Annotated in this window: 18 protein-coding genes; 4 read left to right on the plus strand and 14 right to left on the minus strand. The window is 35.6% G+C overall.

All coding sequences use genetic code 11. The features are described from left to right. Positions 1-50: 50 nt before the first annotated feature. From mnmL to CLOCL_RS15125, 4 genes are all read right to left on the minus strand, one after another. Positions 51-989: a tRNA modification radical SAM protein MnmL/YtqA gene (gene mnmL / locus CLOCL_RS15110; protein ID WP_014256154.1), complete on the minus strand. Its 939-nt coding sequence runs from the start codon at positions 987-989 to the stop codon at positions 51-53. A 31-nt stretch (positions 990-1020) separates the two neighbouring features. After that, a complete protein-coding gene (gene larC / locus CLOCL_RS15115; protein WP_014256155.1) occupies positions 1021-2229 on the minus strand; it encodes a nickel pincer cofactor biosynthesis protein LarC in 1209 nt (402 codons plus the stop codon). A gap of 15 nt (positions 2230-2244) precedes the next feature. After that, positions 2245-2991: a nickel pincer cofactor biosynthesis protein LarB gene (gene larB, locus CLOCL_RS15120; protein ID WP_014256156.1), complete on the minus strand. Its 747-nt coding sequence runs from the start codon at positions 2989-2991 to the stop codon at positions 2245-2247. A 67-nt stretch (positions 2992-3058) separates the two neighbouring features. Beyond that, entirely contained in the window at positions 3059-3952 is an 894-nt protein-coding gene (locus CLOCL_RS15125) for a Rossmann-like and DUF2520 domain-containing protein (protein ID WP_338029020.1), read from the minus strand. A 385-nt stretch (positions 3953-4337) separates the two neighbouring features. On the opposite strand from CLOCL_RS15125, the gene CLOCL_RS15130 reads away from it, so the two are divergent. Then, positions 4338-7319, plus strand: a complete 2982-nt coding sequence (locus CLOCL_RS15130) for a stalk domain-containing protein (protein ID WP_014256158.1) — start codon at positions 4338-4340, stop codon at positions 7317-7319. A gap of 119 nt (positions 7320-7438) precedes the next feature. Here the strand turns inward: CLOCL_RS15130 and prfB are convergent. Both prfB and CLOCL_RS15140 read right to left on the minus strand, forming a co-directional pair. Then, positions 7439-8549 (minus strand): peptide chain release factor 2 gene (prfB, locus tag CLOCL_RS15135; RefSeq protein WP_174269788.1). Its coding sequence is split into 2 segments (ribosomal slippage): positions 7439-8473 and positions 8475-8549, totalling 1110 coding nucleotides; the frame shifts between segments, so codons are not numbered across the junction. Between the two features lie 179 nt (positions 8550-8728). After that, positions 8729-9403: a helix-turn-helix domain-containing protein gene (locus tag CLOCL_RS15140; RefSeq protein ID WP_014256160.1), complete on the minus strand. Its 675-nt coding sequence runs from the start codon at positions 9401-9403 to the stop codon at positions 8729-8731. A gap of 288 nt (positions 9404-9691) precedes the next feature. Here CLOCL_RS15140 and CLOCL_RS15145 point away from each other — a divergent pair, with 288 nt between their 5' ends. After that, positions 9692-9844, plus strand: a complete 153-nt coding sequence (locus CLOCL_RS15145; protein WP_014256161.1) for an aspartyl-phosphate phosphatase Spo0E family protein — start codon at positions 9692-9694, stop codon at positions 9842-9844. Positions 9845-9942: 98 nt separating this feature from the next. On the opposite strand, the gene CLOCL_RS15150 is transcribed toward CLOCL_RS15145, so the two are convergent. From CLOCL_RS15150 to CLOCL_RS15180, 7 genes are all read right to left on the minus strand, one after another. After that, a complete protein-coding gene (locus CLOCL_RS15150; protein ID WP_014256162.1) occupies positions 9943-10761 on the minus strand; it encodes a Cof-type HAD-IIB family hydrolase in 819 nt (272 codons plus the stop codon). An 11-nt stretch (positions 10762-10772) separates the two neighbouring features. Next, positions 10773-11939 (minus strand): aminotransferase class I/II-fold pyridoxal phosphate-dependent enzyme, encoded by a 1167-nt coding sequence (locus CLOCL_RS15155; protein WP_014256163.1) that lies wholly within the window; start codon positions 11937-11939, stop codon positions 10773-10775. After that, positions 11936-12415, minus strand: coding sequence for an Lrp/AsnC family transcriptional regulator (locus CLOCL_RS15160; RefSeq protein WP_014256164.1), 480 nt, complete (start codon positions 12413-12415; stop codon positions 11936-11938). Before CLOCL_RS15160 ends, CLOCL_RS15155 begins: the two co-directional genes overlap by 4 nt. A gap of 508 nt (positions 12416-12923) precedes the next feature. After that, entirely contained in the window at positions 12924-13487 is a 564-nt protein-coding gene (locus CLOCL_RS15165; RefSeq protein ID WP_014256165.1) for a membrane protein, read from the minus strand. Positions 13488-13721: 234 nt separating this feature from the next. Next, positions 13722-14054, minus strand: coding sequence for a thioredoxin (gene trxA, locus CLOCL_RS15170; RefSeq protein ID WP_014256166.1), 333 nt, complete (start codon positions 14052-14054; stop codon positions 13722-13724). 223 nt (positions 14055-14277) lie between these two features. After that, positions 14278-14577: a metal-sensitive transcriptional regulator gene (locus tag CLOCL_RS15175; protein ID WP_014256167.1), complete on the minus strand. Its 300-nt coding sequence runs from the start codon at positions 14575-14577 to the stop codon at positions 14278-14280. Between the two features lie 157 nt (positions 14578-14734). Further along, complete coding sequence (locus CLOCL_RS15180) at positions 14735-15136, minus strand: putative ABC transporter permease (protein ID WP_014256168.1); 402 nt, start codon at positions 15134-15136, stop codon at positions 14735-14737. Positions 15137-15321: 185 nt separating this feature from the next. On the opposite strand from CLOCL_RS15180, the gene CLOCL_RS15185 reads away from it, so the two are divergent. Together CLOCL_RS15185 and glgP are read left to right on the plus strand one after the other, a co-directional pair. Then, entirely contained in the window at positions 15322-15861 is a 540-nt protein-coding gene (locus CLOCL_RS15185) for a DUF3267 domain-containing protein (protein ID WP_014256169.1), read from the plus strand. 629 nt (positions 15862-16490) lie between these two features. Beyond that, on the plus strand, positions 16491-19058 hold the full coding sequence (gene glgP / locus CLOCL_RS15190) for an alpha-glucan family phosphorylase (RefSeq protein WP_014256170.1): 2568 nt from the start codon (positions 16491-16493) through the stop codon (positions 19056-19058). Between the two features lie 108 nt (positions 19059-19166). On the opposite strand, the gene CLOCL_RS15195 is transcribed toward glgP, so the two are convergent. After that, complete coding sequence (locus CLOCL_RS15195) at positions 19167-20345, minus strand: endonuclease Q family protein (RefSeq protein WP_014256171.1); 1179 nt, start codon at positions 20343-20345, stop codon at positions 19167-19169. Between the last annotated feature and the right edge of the window lie 148 nt (positions 20346-20493).

A 20493-nucleotide genomic window follows, 5' to 3' on the forward strand; every position in this document is an offset into this window, starting at 1 on the left:
AAGCATTGAAATTCTCCATTTTTGAAAGGTCATTATCAAACAAAAATATTTTATAAATGCCTAAGTGCCCTGCCGTTGAGATAATCAAACCGTTTTCCCTGGTATCTTCCTTCCTCGGTCATTTTTTTCTCAATCAAGTCCTGCAGCTTCCACCAACTCATTCCCCAGTTACAAAACAGGCTTCTTTCTTCAGGTGCACGCCCGATAAGTCTCTGGATAACTATTTCAGGGTCAAGATATTCCAAAAAAGTTATTGCCCTTTCAATATATTCTTCATAAGTCACAGGAACAATCTCTCCCTTTAAATATCTGTCGCCCAGCTCGGTCCCTTTGAGAATATACAGGGAATGGCATTTAACCTGATTTACTTTTAGTGCTGACAGTACTCTTGCACCTTCAATGACATCCTCCATAGAATCCATAGGAATATCCAGAATATAATGGGCACAGCTTTCCAGCCCAAAGCTTCTTACCGCTAAAACCGCATCGATAAATTCAGCAAGTAAGTGTCCACGGTTCAGTTGCTTCAAAGTATGGTAATTTACTGTTTGAAGCCCAAGTTCAATTACTATGTCCACTGACTTTTCTTGCTTTACTTCCTTTAAAAACTCCAAATACTCAGAAGCAACACAGTCAGGGCGCGTGGAAATATATATGGCTACAATATTGTCCCTGCAAGCTTCAAGTATATATCCTTTAAAATTCTCCAATGGAAGGTAGGTATTGGAGTAGTTCTGAAAATAGGCAATGAATTTCTGGGATTTATAGTTTTCGCCTATATACTTTGAATTTCTGCCAAGCTGTTCACTGACACTCATAAAACTGGGAAGATTTTCAAATCCCGCGCCCTCTTCCCCGCAAAAACTGCATCCTTTATCACTTAATTTTCCGTCCCTGTTAGGACAGGTAACGGGCAAATTCAGCGGAAGCTTATATACTTTAGAACCATATTTATTTTTTAAATATTCTGAAAATTTATTATATAACATTTTTCTCCTTCCATTCGTCTACCAATGCACACTAAATTCCTTTCTTATATACTTCATTATACACTTCCCACAGAGGCACGTTTTTATTTAGGGCAATCTCTCTGCAATCCTCATACTCCGGCGCAAATTTTTTGAATTCTCCAAACTTTGACACTTTGACCTTTACATCACCATACCGAGTACTCACTTTAACAATCTCCCTGTCCATTTTGTATCTTTCGGCAAAGGTTCTTCTTATCCCCAAAGTTGTAGTCTCTTTTAAAATTATATCCACAACAGTTTGTTCCTTATCCTCACTACATAATACGGTAAGTTCTACAGCAGGCCGGTTCTTTTTCATATAAACAGGAGTATAATATACATCCAACGCCCCGGCTTCAAAAAGTTTATCCAATACAAATCCCAGTATTTCGGGATTCATATCGTCAATATTGGTATTCAGCACAATTACCCTATCCCCGTTAACTTCTTCGTCCATAGTTCCCATAATGCACCTTAAGGCATTAAAACGTCCAGTGTCTCTTTTTCCTGCACCGTATCCAACCCTTTCAACGGACATTACCGGCATGTTACCGAATCCGCCGGCAAGGCACTTTATAATACCGATGCCTGTAGGAGTAACCATTTCCGTGTTTACATCCTCCACAATATAGGGTATATTGCTTTCTGCAAGCATTTCCAAAACAGCAGGTACCGGTACGGGAAGCCTGCCGTGCTGACAATCCACAAAACCCTTCCCGTCATGGAGAGGTGAAGAATAAACCCTGTCTATTTTAAGCAGGTCGATGCATATGGCTGCACCGACAATATCCACTATAGAGTCAATCGCACCCACCTCATGAAAATGTATCTCTTCAACCGGCTTGTTATGCACCTTTGCCTCAGCTTTTGCAATTTCCCTGAATACCTTCTTGCTGAACTGTTTTACATTACTGTTTAAATCACTGGAATCTATAATTTTTTCAATATCGTTGAGATTTCTGGCATTATGACCGTGCCCATGCTCATGCTCATGGCCATGTCCGTGATTGTGGTTGTGATTTTCCTCCAGAATCACATTTACATCGGTTACTGAAATTGAGTTTTTAAGCTTCTTTTCAAATACAATACTGTAACCCGAAAGATTCAGTTTGGCCAATTCTCGTCTGAAAGCCTCTTCATCAACTCCAAGGTCCATCAGAGCACCTAGTACCATATCTCCGCTGATACCGGAAAAACAATCAAAATACAATACTCTCATAGCTTCAAATCCTCTCTAGTCTTTATTTATCAATGTTGCAAGAAATCCTGCTCCAAATCCGTTATCAATGTTTACCACTCCGATACCTGCTGCACAACTGTTGAGCATGGTAAGCAATGCGGACAAACCTCCGAAATTTGCCCCATATCCTACACTGGTAGGAACGGCTATTACGGGCCTGTCCACAAATCCGCTAACTACACTTGCCAGAGCCCCTTCCATTCCGGCCACCACAATAATAACATTGGCTTTCATAATAACATCGGCTTTGGCAAAAAGTCTGTGTATGCCTGCAACTCCAACGTCATATACTCTTTCAACCCACTGTCCCATTGTCTCACAAGTAACGGCAGCTTCTTCGGCCACAGGAATATCCGAAGTCCCGGCGGTAACCACCGCAATCATTTTGGAGGATTTCCCAATATCCCTTTTTTTGACAACAACAATTCTTGCATCCTCATAATAAACAGCATCATCAGTTATCTGCCGTATACTTTCATAAACCTCGACCGACGCTCTTGTAGCCATTATATTGTTGTTCTTTTGCATCAACTTTTCCACAATCCTTTTAATTTGGTCAAGGGTTTTACCTTCACAGTATATAACCTCAGGATAGCCGTTTCGTATATTTCTATGGTGGTCCACCTTTGCAAATCCCAAATCCTCAAAAGGCAAATTTTTAAGTTCGGCTAAAGCTTCATCCACACTCAGTTTTCCGCTTCTAACATTTTCCAGTATTTTTTTTAGAGATTCCGAATCCATAATCCTTCCCCACTTTCTGCTTCTTCATTGCTTGCAATGCTGTATCGTCCCAAAATTATAACAGATTCTATGTTTCCAGTAATTCAATTAATTTTTTCTTATCTTCGTTGGAAATACTGCCTCTTTTATCTGCCACATCAAGGGTATATTTCCCCAGCATCCTGTATATTGCTTCATACTCCGGAATTTCCTTTAGCAGAGAATCGATATGTTTTTCAATAACCTTATGGTCACCCCGGGAAATAGGTCCTGTCAGGGCATTTATATATCCTAACTTTTCAATATTATCCACAGTGTTTTTCAATAGCGGCAAGAAAGCATCAGCTGCTGTATTTTCATCCATACCGGCCTTTACAAGTAATTGATGCATAATATGAAAAAGGGTAACCGTATAATTGGATATAATACATGCAGCAGCATGATATAAATTTTTTTGTTCTTTTTCAATTAATATAAGTTTTCCTTCAAGTTTTTCCACTATTGCTTCAGCATATTTTTTTGCTTCAATGCATCCTTCAAACCCAAAAAAACAATTAAAAAGCTTTTTCCAGCCGTTATCCCTGTCAGCAAAAGTCTGTATTGGGTGAAAAGAACCGGTAAAGGCACCCAAATCCTCTAAAGGTTTTAATATTTCCGAAGTCAGAGCACCGCTTAAATGCAGAAAAATTTTCCCTTCAATATACTTTTTATTTATGCAAGACGCAATTTCAGCAGCAACATTGCCTATATGATTATCAGATACTGCCAAAAGGATTGCGTCAGAATTTCTAACAGCAGCCTCCATACTGTTTTCCGTCTCAATTCCGACTTTCCGGCAAAGTAATCTGCTCGATTCCTCACTTCTGCTGTAAATACCGCCAACACAAGCTCCTATTTTATTCAAAGCAACAGCAAAAGCGCTGCCCAGCCTTCCTGCACCTATTATTCCAACATTCATTGCAGAAACCTCCCGCAAATCCAAGTCTTATGCTTTTTTAATAATACCACAATCGGAAGCTTATATACAGTATTCAGCAAAACTTTATGTATACAACTCAATACTATATAATTTTTTGTATAGAAAAATATTAATATGTCAACATTGTATATTATTGTATTGTAATGTATATAAAAGACACAACACATTTTACCCATGTATTTCACTTATTTTACAATACGTTTAAAATTATTGTATGCTGCTTTTTCTTCTGATATTATTACGTTATATGCATCTTTTGCATCTATTGTTTAAATTAAAATCTACCTAAAAGCAGATTCGGAAAAAATTGCAGATTCAAAATAAGCTGCATCACAAACAAAAAAAAATTATTATAGAAGTATATTTTACATATTGAGGTCGGTGTTCAATGAAAAAAATCATTATATTAGCACTTATTTTGCTGTTATGTGTGCTATTTTCAATCAATGTATATGCCGGAAATCAATTGAAATTATTTTATAACAATAAGTTTATCAATTTAAGTCAGGAAATAATCGTCAGAGGTAATGAATACTTTGTCAATGCAAAGGAACTCACTGCTGTTATCGGTACCAGCTGTAAGATTGATATGTCCAAAAAAGAACTGACTATAAAAACAGCAGATTCCACCTTACATTACGATATAAAAACTTATGATTACACTATAGTGGATGCCTCGTCCATATCCCACAATTTTCCTGAACTTATCAACCAAACAGTATACCTTCCCTTTACTTTTATATCAGAGTTTTACAACGTTAACATAAAATATGACAAAAAAGCCAATTTGCTTTATTTCTTCCCTAAAGACAGCAAAATCGAATCTTTTGCTAACAGTAAATATTATTATACCCTAAAAATTCCGGAGAATCTTTATCTTTCCCTGGATGAATCCTATGACAATTTTGATGTCAGTTCTATTTCCATCGTAAATGAAGACAATACCTTCTCAGCTTCAATAATTTGTGACCCGGTAACAAAAACCACTATCAAAAATATGAGATTTTTATTGTCCGATTATGATTCACCGGATAATTACATATTTGACAGGATAATTGAATATAAGCAAAGCTATTTCAGATCCCTCATGGAATCTTACAAAAATGAGTTTCTTTTTGGAAACTCAGACAAACTCTTAAGTGAATCCAATATAAAAATTATCCGGGATTATTCGGAAAAGTTATATGGACAGAATTCAAACATCATTTTGTTTAATACTATAAGTTCAAACAAGTTTATAAACACGGAAGATACCAATTTAATCATAACAATACCTTCCTATGAAAACGAAACTATTTACTCACTGAGTTTCTCAATGCCGAAAGGTACTCTTGACAGCCGTAATATCAGCAATATAATGCAAATAATTGAAGGTCTCACCATCGACAATCTTGAAAATCAGGAAAAAATTCCCGAAGTACTCTATGACCGTGATTCAATAGAGGCTTCCAACAGAGGAATTTATCCAAATCCTGCTGCCCATGAAAAAGAATATAAGCTTTTAGAGGATACATTAAACTTTTACAATATTAAGTATCCTTCCCACTATATTCCCTATTTACAAAATAACTTCATTGACAATCACAGCTATCGCAGCTTTAAAATAAACCACACCACATCCTTTTCCGTTACCGTAGAGCACTTAGTGGGAACTCCCGACAAAATTATGAATAAAATCAATTTTCTCAAATCTTACTACGGCAGCAAAATTTTCGTTAAAAACATAAAGGATGAAAATATTAACGGCAACAGTTTCACTGTATTTGAATATGAACTTGAAAATAACTACACCAAAGAATTTATAACCAATTATTATATATCCAATGGAATTCGGGTATATACAATACAGCTAAAGAGTCTGATGTCAAAACCTTCGGAAGATGTCTTAACCGAGTTTCGAAAAATAGTAGCTTCCTTTGAATTTACAACACAGCAAAGCCAAAAAGAAATAAACAGAACCATATCTTTTGTCAAGTTTTTTAACGAGCGTAATGGATATTCCATATTTTATCCTGATAATTGGAGTATTCAAGACAGTTCCCAGGATATTAACTATGACCTTATTGAAATTACCAATCCCAATTTCTCAGGTCCTTTAAGCATTATTATAAATGAATCGGAATACACTGCAAAACTTACTGCCACAGAACTGCTGCGATACTTGACAGGCTACGATTCCAGCCTTGGAAAGTATTTCAAAAACTATATAACACCATATACCAATAAGACTTATAAATTGTTAAACAGCAGTATTGTAACCAATAATGATGTGACAATAATATACAAGCTGGTCAACTATATTGATGACGGTGACCGGTACAAAATGTGTTATTCCATTGACCTTGTAAAAAACAACAAGATTAATTCCCTGTTTATTTCCGCCAGTGAATATTTATTCCAAGACGGCGTTTTGGCAGACAGAGATCTTAATTATATTTTGGAATTCATGACCAAAAGCTTTCAAATTGAAGAAAAAGAAGATGATCAAATTAATATTGCTGCTGTCGAAGAAAAAAATGAAAAAATAGTATTTATTGAAAACTCTCTCAAAAAAGTTTTCGGTGACCCTACTACTATAAGCTTTGCAAAAAATCTGGAATCCGAAAAAGATGTTCTTGTTTATGTAAGCAACACCCCCAGATCCGGAGCATACAGAATATATTTCGACTATAATCACAAGGCAATTCAAGTAGTATCAAGAGTTCTGACCAGCGATATTGAAAAATCAGCTAAAGAAAAGATGATGGATTTATTGAAAGATAAATACATACATGACCTATCGATAAACAGTTATGATATGACCATAACTGTAAAATACTCAGAAACCTCTTATTCTTCTCCGGAAATCAAAACTTATTACATACTCTGCACTCCATCAAAAAAAGGATATACCATTGACTTTGTAAGAAAACTGGATATCCAGAGTGTTAAGGAAATATGCAAAACCTTCCTTGACAATCAATACTTAACAGATGTTCAAATCAATCTGCCTAAAAACTACAGCTATTCAAACGAAAACGGAAACAAATATTTTTATGAAAAACGCATTATCCCTATATACGCAGAATTTGACGGCCAATCCGGGCATTTTTATCTGGAAATTGACCCAGTAACTGACTCTGTAAAAATATTAGAGTACATTTCAAGTACTGAGTTGAAAGAAAAAATTGAAGAGCATTATTACTTAATGGATCCAACTTCGAAAGTTGAAAGTTTTCAGCCTGCCAAGCTTGACAACTTTTCCTTCGATGTGACAGTAACTTCTCAAACCGATAATATGTTAAAAGAAGTAATATATATGTACTACGACAAAGAATTGGTCTTTCTTTCAAAAGATCCATACTTCTCGGGAATTCTTGTACAGAAATAACATCTAATTCTATCGCTACTTTAAAACAGAAGCACATCAAAAAGCCACTTGCATTATCGGCAAGTGGCTTTTTACTCTTTCTCATTTTATAACAAAAGAATAACTTATTCAATACTTGTTCAGGAAGCTGAATTGCAATGTATCAAATATGAGTTTATAAAGCCATCCAAGTCTCCATCCATAACATCATCCACGTTTATTTGCTCATAATTCGTCCTATGGTCTTTGACCAATGTATAAGGGCAAAATACATAAGACCTTATTTGGCTTCCCCAGGCAATCTCCATCTGGACACCTTTCAATTCTTCTATCTTCTCCTTTTTCTCCCGTTCCTTAAGTTCGAGAAGCTTTGCTTTCAACATCTTCATAGCGGTATCCTTGTTCTGAAATTGAGACCGCTCGGTTTGGCATGATACAACTATACCAGTGGGAATATGTGTAATTCTCACTGCCGATTCTGTTTTATTGATATGCTGACCTCCTGCACCGCTGGCACGGTAGGTATCTATTTTTAAATCTTCCGGATTTATATTTATTTCAATATCATCGCTCAGTTCCGGCATTACATCGCAGGAAGCAAATGATGTATGCCTCCTTCCCGAAGCATCAAAGGGTGAAATGCGCACAAGTCTGTGTATTCCCTTTTCAGACTTCAAATATCCATAGGCATTCTCACCTATGACATTAATAGTAACACTTTTAATTCCGGCCTCTTCTCCATCAAGAATGTCTAAAATTTTAACTGTAAAACCTTTTTTCTCAGCCCAGCGGGTAAACATTCTAAGTAACATTTGAACCCAATCCTGTGCTTCAGTCCCTCCCGCTCCAGCATGAAGCGTCAATATAGCATTGTTCTTGTCATAGGGACCTGTCAGTAAAGTTTCCAATCTCAATGTTTCAAAATCCTTTTTAAACTTTTTAAAGCTCTCCTCAACTTCGGACAATACACTGTCGTCCTCTTCTTCCATTCCAAGTTCGCACAGGGTTCTTACATCTTCCCATTCCTGAGTCAGTTTATTATATCTTTCCACCTTGTCTTTCAAGGTCTTAATTCTCTGTAATATCTTTTGCGAATTCTCAACATCATTCCAAAAATCCGGCTCCAATGTTTTATGTTCCAACTCTTCGATTTCGTTGCTTATTTTAGCGATGTCAAAGAGAAGCCCCCATTTCCTTTAAAACATCCTCAAATCCGTCAATCTCCAACTTTAACTGTTCCAATTCCAACAAATTTACCAACTCCTTGAATAGTTTTATTCATAATTTTATATCAATAACAGGCAACTGTCTACCCATATATTTATCCCTTAGTTTTTTAATTAAAGAATAAAATCCATTTTTATTTTATTACTTTCCTTCTTTATTTTTTATTCGGGAAATAATGTTTATAAGATTATTAAACTTATGTTCTAATTGGAAGTCTTGCTATTATTCTTTATGCTTTCCACCAACGGCTTTAGTACTTCCACAGGAAGTCCTGCCTCTTGTATCTCTTTTGCCAATCTAATATACGGAATACTGCTTTCCTTGACAATCCATCTTCTGATATCGTCATCAAACATATCCAATATATTTGAAGCCTCTTCAGCTTTTTCTGCCTCTTTTTGCTGGCTTAACTCTCGAAGATACAGTTCTTTTTCTTTCTCATAGGTTTCTGGGGTATTATAACGGTAAAAAAACGAATCTCTTACCTGTGCATATTTAGCAAGAATTTTAATAGTACCTACAAAAGGCATTCTCTCTCCTTTTGCATATTTCTCCAACATGTCGGGAAATATTAATGCTCCTACCTTCTCGCTGATATCCTTTGACAACTCTTGATACGTAAAATTACCTCTTATCAAATCTATATTATTTCCCACAGTTAGTGCATTTACATCTCTGCATTTTGATCTTCCCAGGATATAATCAATGGAAACTCCAAAATAATCGGCAAGCTTTTTGAGAATTTCATAATCAGGATCTCTTTTCGCAAGTTCATAGGAAGCTACTGCCTGGCGCGTAATGCCTAAATAGTCAGCTATATCTTTCTGGGATAACCGACTTTGTTCTCTAAGTTGTTTAAGCATTGACGCAAAAGACATTTTTTCCACCCCGAAAAATCAATTTTAGTTTATTTTACATGCAAATTGATAATAATGCAACATTTTGATTACATTTTTTGTATTTTTTATTGACAGCAACAAAATGTTGCTATAAAATATGTATAAAAGTATTAAGTAATAGAAATGCTCTTTAAAAAATATTTTAGAATAATTTTTAAGTTAATTTTAACATAGAGAATTGCTAATATACAAGTTTTTGTTTTAAATATATAAAAAGCGTGGCCATGCTTTATAAAATCAAATAAAGTTTTTGTGGAGGTCGATGCCTTGACTAAAATTGAAAATCTTAGGGAAAAGTTACATAATGTTATGGATCACGGTGATGGCTGTGAAATCCTAGCTATCAGCCAGGAACTGGATGATCTCATAGTTCTCTATATGAAGCTTCAGTTAAGTACCAGAACAGATTTTTCCTTGTAATTTGATTTATAAATTACAAGCTATAAACTGTAGCGCTACAATTTATTAGTCATCCTGCACAATTTTATATAAATCCAAAAAATTCGTACTATAATCAATTATAGTACGAATTTTTTTATGGCATAGGCCACACCGTCTTCATCATTTGAAGGTGCAACAAAATCACAAATTTTTTTCACTTTATCTTCGGCATTTCCCATAGCTACACTAAATCCGGCATACTCAAGCATTGAACAGTCATTCTCATTATCCCCAATGGCAAGAATCTCTTTACGATCAATATTAAACTCTTGGGAAACAATTTCCAAAGCCTTACCCTTGCTTACACCCCGGTTCAAAATCTCAAAATTATCGTAATTTGAGCTAACCACCTCAATAGTATCGATATCCTCCACATATCTTCTAACTCTGTTTAGCTCCTCCAATTCAGACGACATAACAACAATTTTGGCAGGTTCGTAAGTGCTATTAATTATTACATCCTTTACCGATTCAACCACCTTTACATCAACACGGAAATCACTTCTTAAATCCTTACTCTTTATCATATAATACAAAGCAGCATAATCAAGCTTTTCAGCATACATAACATCATCAATATAGGTATGAAAATAAATCCCCTCTTTGCTAAGTAAGTCTACAACCCTAACACAGTCTTCCTTTGAAAGCATGTTTGAATAATACACTTTATCGGTTTTGACATCTCTTATCATGGCACCGTTACAAACTACCATCGGTCCTTCTATAGCCAACTGCTCGGCAAATACTTTTGCCCCGGCATATATCCTACCGGAGCAAATTAAGACTTTTATTCCCTTTTCAACAGCATATTTTATATATTTCTTATTCTCTTGCGAAATTTCCTTATTGGAATTTAACAGTGTACCATCAAGATCAATAGCTATCATTTTATACATTTCTCTGTTCCTCACCTATGTCTTTCCACAAACCTCTTTATCCTTTTTAAAGCCTCTACTATATTTTCCATGGAATTTGAATAACAAACCCTTACAAAACCTTCACCGCAATCACCAAAGGCAACTCCCGGTACAACAGCCACTTTTTCCTCCATCAGCAAATTCTCACAGAACTCATTGGAGCTCATATTGGTAGATTTTATGGACGGAAATATGTAAAATGCACCGAAAGGTTCAAAACATTCCAGCCCGGCATTTCTAACTCCATCGAGCACAACTCTTCTTCTTCTGTTATATTCTCTTCTCATAGCCTGAACATCTTCATCGCCGTTTTTCAATGCTTCTATAGCTGCATACTGGGCAGTTGTAGGAGAACACATTATTGCGTATTGGTGTATCTTATACATTGCGGCAATTAAATCAGGATGTCCTAAAGCATACCCCAGTCTCCATCCTGTCATGGCATATGCCTTGGAAAAACCGTTTATATATATGGTTTTATCCTTCATTTCAGGATAGCTTGCTATAGAGACATGCTCACTCTCATATGTAAGTTCCGAGTATATTTCATCGGAAAGTACTATAATATCTTTATCTCTCAATACCTCGACAATCTTATCGAGGTCTTCTTTTGTCATTATTGCACCGGTAGGGTTATTGGGAAACGGTAAAATAAGCACTTTAGTTTTTGGAGTTATGGCCCCTTCCAAAAGCTCGGGTGTAAGTTTGAACTGGTCTTCAGCTCTCAGATTAACTATTACCGGTGTAGCTCCTGTCAAACGTATACAAGCTTTGTAAGCTACAAAACTAGGTTCGGGAAGTATTACCTCATCTCCAGGCCCAACAAGGGCTCTTAGAGCAAGGTCAATAGCTTCACTTCCGCCTACCGTGGCAATAACCTGAGTTTTGGGACAGTAATCCAAATTATATCTTCTCTTTAAATACCGGCATATTTCCTCACGAAGTTCTATAAATCCTGAATTGGGAGAATAGTGAGTATGCCCCTTCTCCAGTGAATATATACCTGCCTCCCTTATACGCCATGGCGTAACAAAATCCGGCTCTCCAATACTCAAAGATATGGCATCTTTCATTTCATTTACCAAATCAAAAAATTTCCTGATTCCCGAAGGAGGCAAATCCCGGACTGCCGGAACCAACATATCCCTTATATTCATAATATAACTGCCTCCCTGTCGTCCTTGTAATCTTTTTCAAATACCACTCCATGATCCTTATATTTTTTCAATACAAAATGAGTGGATGTGCTAAGCACTGACTCTAAAGGAGATAATTTTTCCGCAACAAACAAAGCCACTTCTTTCATCGTTTTTCCTTCAACAATAACGGTCAAGTCAAATCCTCCGGACATCAAATAACATGCCTTTACCTCAGGGAATTTATATATACGTTCTGCAACCTTATCAAACCCCTGTCCCCTCTGAGGAGTAACTTTTACCTCTATTAATGCCACTACACTTTCTTTTGAAGTCTTTTCCCAGTTTATCATTGATGTATATCCTAAAATAACACCTTCATCTTCGTATTTCTTTATTGCCTGCCTGACTTCTTCAACACTTTTATTCAGCATAACCGCTATTTCTTCACATGTCGCTCTGCTATTCTTTTCTAAAATCTCTAAAATTTCTTCCATAACCAAAGCCCCTCCTCGATAACCTATAATATATTTATAATATAATATTTATAACTTACTTGGTATACTTATATAACAATAACTATAACATAATTAATAGAAAAATATATAAAAAACTCCTTCATCCCCTGAAGGGACGAAGAAGCATTTGCGCTATCAGCCTGCTTTACACCAAAGCGGTGTTTCTCAATTCAGTATTAATTTTAAACCGGTAAAATTCAAATTAATACTGGAATTTTATAACGTAAAGGAATGCTATCCTCTAATTTCAATCCAATGCCATAATATGGCGTTATGGATTTTCATACCGAATTATTAGCAATAATTATACTAAATAAAATATTGCAATACAACATAATTTTTAATTTTTATAGATATCTCACAAAATTTTACACCAATTTAAATTTTAATTTATTTATAATTACACAGGCATTGGTTTATTAATTAAGGATACTGTAGAAGGTTTCCACAAGAACGGCTGGTACTTGTTTTAAAAATTTAAGCATTTTTACATATCATCAGATGATGAAATCTTATTTGCAAATCCTTCGATAAACTCAGAAATGATATCTACAGCCTCTTCATCTGCGCTCTTTTCCAAATTGTTATCTTTATTGTCATAAGCAACAGATATTTCCTCAGCAGCATCAAGTACCTTGTCCAGTTCTTCCTCATATTTTTTAAGAACTCTTGTAATATCCTGCTTTAGCGATTTAATTTCTTGTTTAATATCTACCAATTTTTCCCTTTCTTTTTCAGTTAAAGCGGAAAGTTTCTTTCTTTCTTCCACAGATTGATTCTTTGCTTCCTCAATTATTGCTTCAGCTTTTTCCTGAGCTTTTATAAGAACATCAGCAATTTTTGCCCTGTCCTCACTTGCCCGTTCTGTCTTTCTGGCAATATCTTCGTATTTAATGCGAAATTCCCTGCACTGATTTTTCAATTCTGCAATTTCATTTTCTTTATCCTTAAGTTTATCATCAAATTCTCTAAGAATTTTTTCAATGTAAGAATTAACATCTGATTTCTTAAAACCAAAAAGAGACGTTCCAAATCTTTTTTCTCCAGCCATTTTGGTTTCCTCCTATTTTTTTATAAAAAAATTATTAAGGTTTGTAAAATGACAACCTTATAATTCTCAATTTATATATTCAATATTATTTATCAAATTCCTCCTTTTTTCAAAAAAAACATACAGGTCTAAACAAAACAAAACTGCATTACGGTTTTTTATTTTATTATAACCGAAAGCAGTTTCATTTTTCAAATATGTTTAATGGTCAGATTTCCGATATCACAAACATAATCAGTCTATATGCTTGTCTAACAGAGAAATCAGTTCGGATTTAGATCTTGCCCCGATAACTTTTTCAACCACCTCACCGTTCTTAAATATCATAATTGTAGGAATACTCATCACTCTAAACTTTGCAGCCAGTTCTCCTTCATCATCTACATTTAACTTTGATATTTTAGCTCTTCCTTCATACTCATCCGCCAGCTCATCCACTATTGGTCCTACAGCTCTGCAGGGACCGCACCATGGAGCCCAAAAGTCTACCAAAACCGCCTTATCGGATTTCAGAACTTCCTCTTCAAAATTATTCTTATTAATAATTACTACTTTTTCACTTGCCATAATTAATCCTCCTAACCAGTTATTATTTTCCTCTTGTTATATTTGCATTAAACCGTTCAAATATATATATTTACATTACAAACAAATCATATTTAAACTGTTTGTGCCCTTTACAGCTGTTGTTTCAAAAATTAACACTCCGTTCTTTCAGCCATAAAGGTTATAATTAATATTATTGCAAGTTCTTAAGTTTATATCTACCCACATTACAACTAAGGAAACATTAATCTACAAATCTCAGGAATTTTTGAATTGTATCAAGCAGTTCTTCAATAACCACTTCTTCCCTTTCCTTCTTTAAAATATTTTGCAGACAGGTTTTCGAATATCTTTGAAGAATCAGACTTCCAACTTTGTTTATTGCAGCTCTTGCAGCTGCCACCTGGGTAAGAATGTCGGCACACTGTTTCTCCTCTTCAATCATTTTTTGTATCCCTTTTATTTGTCCCTCAATTCTTCTTAATCTTTTAAGGACCTCCTCTTTAGACACAATTTGCTCTATATCCGGAACATTGCTTTCCATAATCGTCCCTCCTATACTCGGTATGGGTATAGGACAATTATAGCTGGAAATTTTTTAAATTTCAATATTATTTTTTAAATTTTTTCAATAAAGAGTAATAATTAGCTATGGTCTAACTCAACCATAGCTATATAAATAAGTAAAAAATAAAAGTTTGTCAAGTTATTTCCATAGCATCCAAGGCATTATGCAATCGTTCAAACAGCAAACCGGCTACAAACCACGCAGGTGCATAATCAATTCTCACCAGGTTGTCAATTGCAAATGGACCTGTATAATACCAGGGGTACACGCCTAACAGATTATATAAAATTAAACCGCTTGTATATTCTATACCCCATATAATCACAACCCACAAAAGTCCTCTAATCATCCACCTCCAATTACTCAGTATATCATGAATGGGTTCTAGAAACACAGCACAGCCATATATGAAAAACATCCAGAGATTTGTATATCCTTGCAGGGTAAGATCACCTGTTATCAAAGAATGCATTCCAGTCCAGAATATTTCTATTATCCACCCTACAAATCCATAAATAACAAATCTTTTCACCATAGTCTTATTTTTTTCAAAATACTTAATTTTAGTATAGTAATATTTTCATCTCACTGACAGCTCTCAAATAATCGGTATCTTCCTCTCATAAAACCTGTACAAACTATATTAAAATCCTCACAAAACGTATAATTTTCATTATTTTTGCCAACTATAGGTATTGTAATCAAATGAAAAGGAATTATATGCCTATGGTTAAAGTTGCAGAATTTAAACTAAACAAAAAAAATTCTTTAATATTTAACATTCTGTCAATATTAATTTTCACTTTAGGATTGATATTGTTTGGTTTTACTCCGGACAGGCTTTTCATACTGGTAAAGAACAATATGTTGATTTCACTGTCCATCCCAATAGTAATTGTGTTCATACACGAAGCTATGCATGCTATCGCATATAAAATGTTTGGTGCAAAATTAAAGATTGGATACAGGCATTTTAGCATATACATTACCGATATCTCAGGAAATTTGTTTACGCCTATCCAAATAAGCATAATCATGTTATTTCCTTTATTCTGCATCCCTGTAATACTTTTTATTGCATCCGGCCTTTTTACCGATTACGTGCCATTTCTGGTATTGGCAGTATTAATTAACTCAGCCGGTTCCATTGGTGATATGATACTGCTGATTTACATAATTTCTAAAGGAAAATCCTGCAGGATAAAAGACGAGCATAACGGATTCAGCCTATACAAGGTAAACCTTCCAGGTTCAACATGAATATAAACCGATTTATAAAAATAATAATAAATTATGCCGATAATTTTTTTCATAAAATTTTTAAGTAAACTAAATTTTTAATTTCCATAAAATACTTTAAAATCTTAGATATAAAATGTATTTTGGCAGAAAAAAATAAACAAAAAAATATAAAAATAATAAAATTTTAAAAAAACTACTACCAATTAGATAAATTTTATGATATTATTTTTGATAAGAATCTAGGTAATCTTATCCAAAAATTATCCATGTTTTTACAATTTTTAAATTCTGTTTATTGATTTTTAGCATTATGAAATATTAATAATAAAAATTAGTAAAATACAATATCAATTAAAATGTTGGGAAATACTTTTATCTGGTTATTGTTACAGCTGTTTGTACAAAAACATATTAACCTCCTTTTTCCGTTACCAAAAAGGAACTAAAGAGATTTGTTATTTTTTATAGAACAGTCTTTTTAGTCCTTTAACAGGTGCTTATAAATCAAGTATCGCAAATTTTTGTAATCGGGTCTGGAGCAAATAAAAAATATAGCAATTTTTTCAGCAGCAACGTAATAAAATAATTTTGTTATTTATTATTAAAAAAAGGATAAAATATAGCATATAATCAAATGGAGGGTGCCTATGTATTTATTTGGAAAAATAAACGTAACAGCAGTAATACCAGAGGAATTGTCAAGATTAAAGGACATTGCCTATAATCTATGGTGGTCCTGGAATTCCGATGCAATTGACTTATATAGGGAAATCGACCTTGCTTTATGGGAAAAAGTCGAAAAAAATCCTGTAAGGTTTTTGAAAGAAGTAAGCCAGAAAAAACTGGAAGCAAAAGTAAATGACCCCGATTACATGGAAAGGTATACCAAAGTTGTACAAAAATTTGACTCATATATGCAAGAAACGGATACTTGGTTTTCCAGAAATTATCCAGACAAAAAAGACCATATGATTGCATATTTCTCTGCCGAGTATGGCCTTAATGAAGTTCTGCCAATATATTCGGGCGGCTTAGGTGTTCTTTCCGGAGACCATTGCAAATCGGCAAGCGATCTTGGAATACCTTTTACTGCCATTGGACTCTTCTATAAACAGGGGTATTTCAGTCAGCATATAAACAGCGAAGGTTGGCAGGAAACCATATATAATGACCTTAATATTTCCAATCTTCCGGTAAAACCCGCCCTTAACCAGAACGGAGAACAGGCAGTAATAAGCGTGGAACTTCCCGGTAGAGTTGTGTATGCAAGGGTTTGGCAAGTACAGATTGGACGTGTCAATTTATACTTAATGGACACTGATTTTGAACAAAACAGTCCCCATGACAGGATGCTTACTGCAAGACTGTACGGCGGAAACCAGGAAACAAGAATACAACAGGAAATTTTCCTTGGTATAGGCGGGGCAAGAGTGCTTGATGCTTTAAACATTAAAGCTACTGTATATCATATGAATGAAGGACACTCCGCATTTTTAGGCCTGGAATTGATAAGAAAACTTGTACAGGACAAAAAATTGCCCTTTAACCATGCCAAAGAAGTTGTTTCCTCTTCATTGATATTTACAACCCATACACCGGTCCCTGCAGGAAATGACGTTTTCCCTCTTGAAATGATAGACCGTTACTTTGGCAATTACTGGCCGTCATTGGGAATAAACCGCCATGAATTTCTTGATCTCGGCTTGAAGATTGGAGATCATCAGAACTTTAACATGACTGTTCTTGCATTGACTCTTGCAGGCCAGAAAAACGGAGTTAGTGAACTTCACGGTGCAGTATCGAGGAACATATTCAAAAATGTATGGCCCAGCATCCCTGAAGATGAAGTTCCAATCGGTCACATTACCAACGGTATCCATACCCTTACTTGGTTATCTCCAAGTATCAAGTTCTTATATGACAAGTATTTTGAACAAAATTGGCATGAAAACTTACACGATCCGAAAGTATGGGAAGCTGTGGATAAAATTCCCGATGAGGAACTTTGGAAAACTCACTGTGTTTTGAAGACTAAAATGATTGGATATATAAGGGAAAAACTAAAACAGCAACGGGCTGCAAACGGCGAATCTATTGAAAGAATCAAGGAAGTCGATACATTGCTTGACTCAAACGCTCTTACAATAGGCTTTGCAAGAAGGTTTGCAACCTATAAAAGAGCCAATCTGATATTTAGAAATTTAGCAAGAATTCAAAAATTGCTTAATGACCCGGAAAAACCCATGCAGATAATTTTTGCCGGTAAAGCTCATCCTGCCGACGGACCGGCCCATGAAATTATCAAGCATATTAATGATATTGCAAAGCAGGAAGGATTTGTGGGAAAAGTCATCCTGGTTGAAAATTATAATATGACTCTTGCCAGAAATATGGTACAAGGTGTGGATATCTGGCTCAACAACCCCAGAAGACCACTTGAAGCCAGCGGTACAAGCGGTCAGAAAGTTTGTATAAACGGTATTATAAACTTCAGCGTACTGGACGGCTGGTGGTGTGAAGGTTACAACGGCAAAAACGGTTGGTGCATCGGCGATGACACTTTCTATGATAATGAACACTATCAGGACAATGCTGACAGCGAATCTATTTACAATACCCTTGAAAAAGAAATTCTACCCCTTTTCTTTGATCGCAATGAAAAGGGAATTCCAGAAAAATGGGTAGCAATTATGAAAGAGTCGATAAAATCCAATGCAGCATTATTCAGTACCCATAGAATGGTTCAGGAATACACCACCAAATACTATTTGACTTCCATGGACAGGGTCGACAAAGACTTGGCCAGCAACTATCAATTCTCTGTAAATCTGTCCAATTGGAAGACACATGTGGAAAAACTCTGGCCTCAGGTGCAGATATTAGCTGATAAAACAGCCAATCAATTGAAGGAGATGAACTCTTCATCCGGTGAAAACATCAAAATAAGTGCCACCGTTTATTTGGGCGGTCTGGATCCTTCAAGTGTCAAAGTGCAAATATATTATGGCGGAATAGGCAAAGATAATTTAATTGAAAGTCCGGAAATAATTGATATGCATCTGGATGGAAAGACCGATGAAGGTACTTACATCTATTCGGCAAATATCAAATTGTTTGAAGGCGGAGAATACGGTTATACCTTTAGAGTAATCCCTTATCATCCGGATCTGATAAATCCGTTTGACTTAGGATTAATCCGTTGGATAGTTCAATAAGTAATGTGGCTTTTAAAGAGTGCTGCCATGTTTGCTTTAAAATAGTCGGCAGCACTCTTTTTACTTGTTATGAAATAATTGCATAGCGCATTAAGACAGCTCTCATCCTTACTTCTCAATTTTCCCGTAAACTCCTCCCCCACCTTCTTTTATGTAGAGCATTCCCTTCCTCGCCATAATAATATTCTCTGCCACATCTTCCTTAACAACTTTAGTCAATTCATCAAAGGTTGTTTCATGCAGGATTTTCATCTCACTGCCAAAATGTTTTATAAGCTTGTCTATGGTTTTAGGGCCAACCCCGGGGAGGAAGTCCAGCGGTATTTGATAATTGTACGGCGGCCGCCCTTCCATCTTAGCTTCTTCCCTGTCTTTTATAACCTCAAGCCTGTCCCTCACTCCCACAACAACGCGATGCCTGTCGGAAACCGGGCACTTTAGTATAGGCGGTTGACCTTCAACAACTCTGTCGCAAACAAGGCAGTAAGTTCTATGGTATTTCCCCAGCTTAGGATCTAAGCCATAGTTTGCCTGTATCTTTCTCCCGTCAGCTCCCTTGAGGGCTTTCAGCACTTCCTCATAGCTGGTATCCTCCATTCTGAAAATATTGTACTCACGTCCCATTTTTATAAGGGAATGGGCATCGGAATTACTGATAAATCCTTTTCCATCAAGTTCACTAAGCTGGCTTGCCATCATAGAATCTGCACTAAGCCCCAATTCAACGGCAGGAATTTTTTCAAAACTGTCATGGCTAAAGACTTCCAGTAAACTGTCACAGCAATTCCCATAAAAGCTTTTATGGGGAGTAAAAACATGGGCAGGTATCAGAATACCGCCATGGCTGTCTACAATATCAAACAGTTCCTGGGCACTAAGTCTGCTTATAGAAGAACACAGTTGCATGTTTTTTACATGCTTACTCATTTCTCCGGAAAAATTTTTAATTTCCTTTAATGTGGGAAAAAAGCACAGAGAATGGGCACTGCCCCCCTTATCTTCATGAGTTTCTATTTCGGCGCCAAGCAGTATAGTCAGACCCTCTCTGTATTCCATTCCTCCCTTTTTTATCTCACGCAATTCCCCCCTATCGACAAGTTCTTCGATATCTTCAAGAACATAAGGCGATATTGCGTCCACAACACCAATTACATTTATACCTTTTCGATAAAAAGCGTCATAAGCTATATTTTCAAAAGTAAGATTTCCGGAAGTAGCTCTTTTAACTTCATTTCCGCTTGAAGACCTTCCTATATGAACATGGAGGTCAACAAAATATTGTCTCATTTTGTATCAGTCAGCTCCTTACTTTCTATTGGTATTATTGCTGTCTTCAACTCTATTTTATATTGGACTAAGCCAGGTATCCAGAAAAAAAACAAAAATTATTTTGCATTTTGTAAATTTTTTGATAAAATAAGATATGTAGAATGGT

It is taken from the genome of Acetivibrio clariflavus DSM 19732 (assembly GCF_000237085.1).
Taxonomy (GTDB): domain Bacteria; phylum Bacillota; class Clostridia; order Acetivibrionales; family Acetivibrionaceae; genus Acetivibrio; species Acetivibrio clariflavus.

Excerpts from the sequence above, each read along its gene's own strand:
- mnmL (WP_014256154.1), bottom strand. The coding sequence starts at position 989 with ATGTTATATAATAAATTTTCAGAATATTTAAAAAATAAATATGGTTCT.
- larC (WP_014256155.1), bottom strand. The coding sequence starts at position 2,229 with ATGAGAGTATTGTATTTTGATTGTTTTTCCGGTATCAGCGGAGATATG.
- larB (WP_014256156.1), bottom strand. The coding sequence starts at position 2,991 with ATGGATTCGGAATCTCTAAAAAAAATACTGGAAAATGTTAGAAGCGGA.
- CLOCL_RS15130 (WP_014256158.1), top strand. The coding sequence starts at position 4,338 with ATGAAAAAAATCATTATATTAGCACTTATTTTGCTGTTATGTGTGCTA.
- CLOCL_RS15140 (WP_014256160.1), bottom strand. The coding sequence starts at position 9,403 with ATGTCTTTTGCGTCAATGCTTAAACAACTTAGAGAACAAAGTCGGTTA.
- CLOCL_RS15150 (WP_014256162.1), bottom strand. The coding sequence starts at position 10,761 with ATGTATAAAATGATAGCTATTGATCTTGATGGTACACTGTTAAATTCC.
- CLOCL_RS15155 (WP_014256163.1), bottom strand. The coding sequence starts at position 11,939 with ATGAATATAAGGGATATGTTGGTTCCGGCAGTCCGGGATTTGCCTCCT.
- CLOCL_RS15160 (WP_014256164.1), bottom strand. The coding sequence starts at position 12,415 with ATGGAAGAAATTTTAGAGATTTTAGAAAAGAATAGCAGAGCGACATGT.
- CLOCL_RS15165 (WP_014256165.1), bottom strand. The coding sequence starts at position 13,487 with ATGGCTGGAGAAAAAAGATTTGGAACGTCTCTTTTTGGTTTTAAGAAA.
- trxA (WP_014256166.1), bottom strand. The coding sequence starts at position 14,054 with ATGGCAAGTGAAAAAGTAGTAATTATTAATAAGAATAATTTTGAAGAG.
- CLOCL_RS15175 (WP_014256167.1), bottom strand. The coding sequence starts at position 14,577 with ATGGAAAGCAATGTTCCGGATATAGAGCAAATTGTGTCTAAAGAGGAG.
- CLOCL_RS15180 (WP_014256168.1), bottom strand. The coding sequence starts at position 15,136 with ATGGTGAAAAGATTTGTTATTTATGGATTTGTAGGGTGGATAATAGAA.
- CLOCL_RS15185 (WP_014256169.1), top strand. The coding sequence starts at position 15,322 with ATGCCTATGGTTAAAGTTGCAGAATTTAAACTAAACAAAAAAAATTCT.
- glgP (WP_014256170.1), top strand. The coding sequence starts at position 16,491 with ATGTATTTATTTGGAAAAATAAACGTAACAGCAGTAATACCAGAGGAA.
- CLOCL_RS15195 (WP_014256171.1), bottom strand. The coding sequence starts at position 20,345 with ATGAGACAATATTTTGTTGACCTCCATGTTCATATAGGAAGGTCTTCA.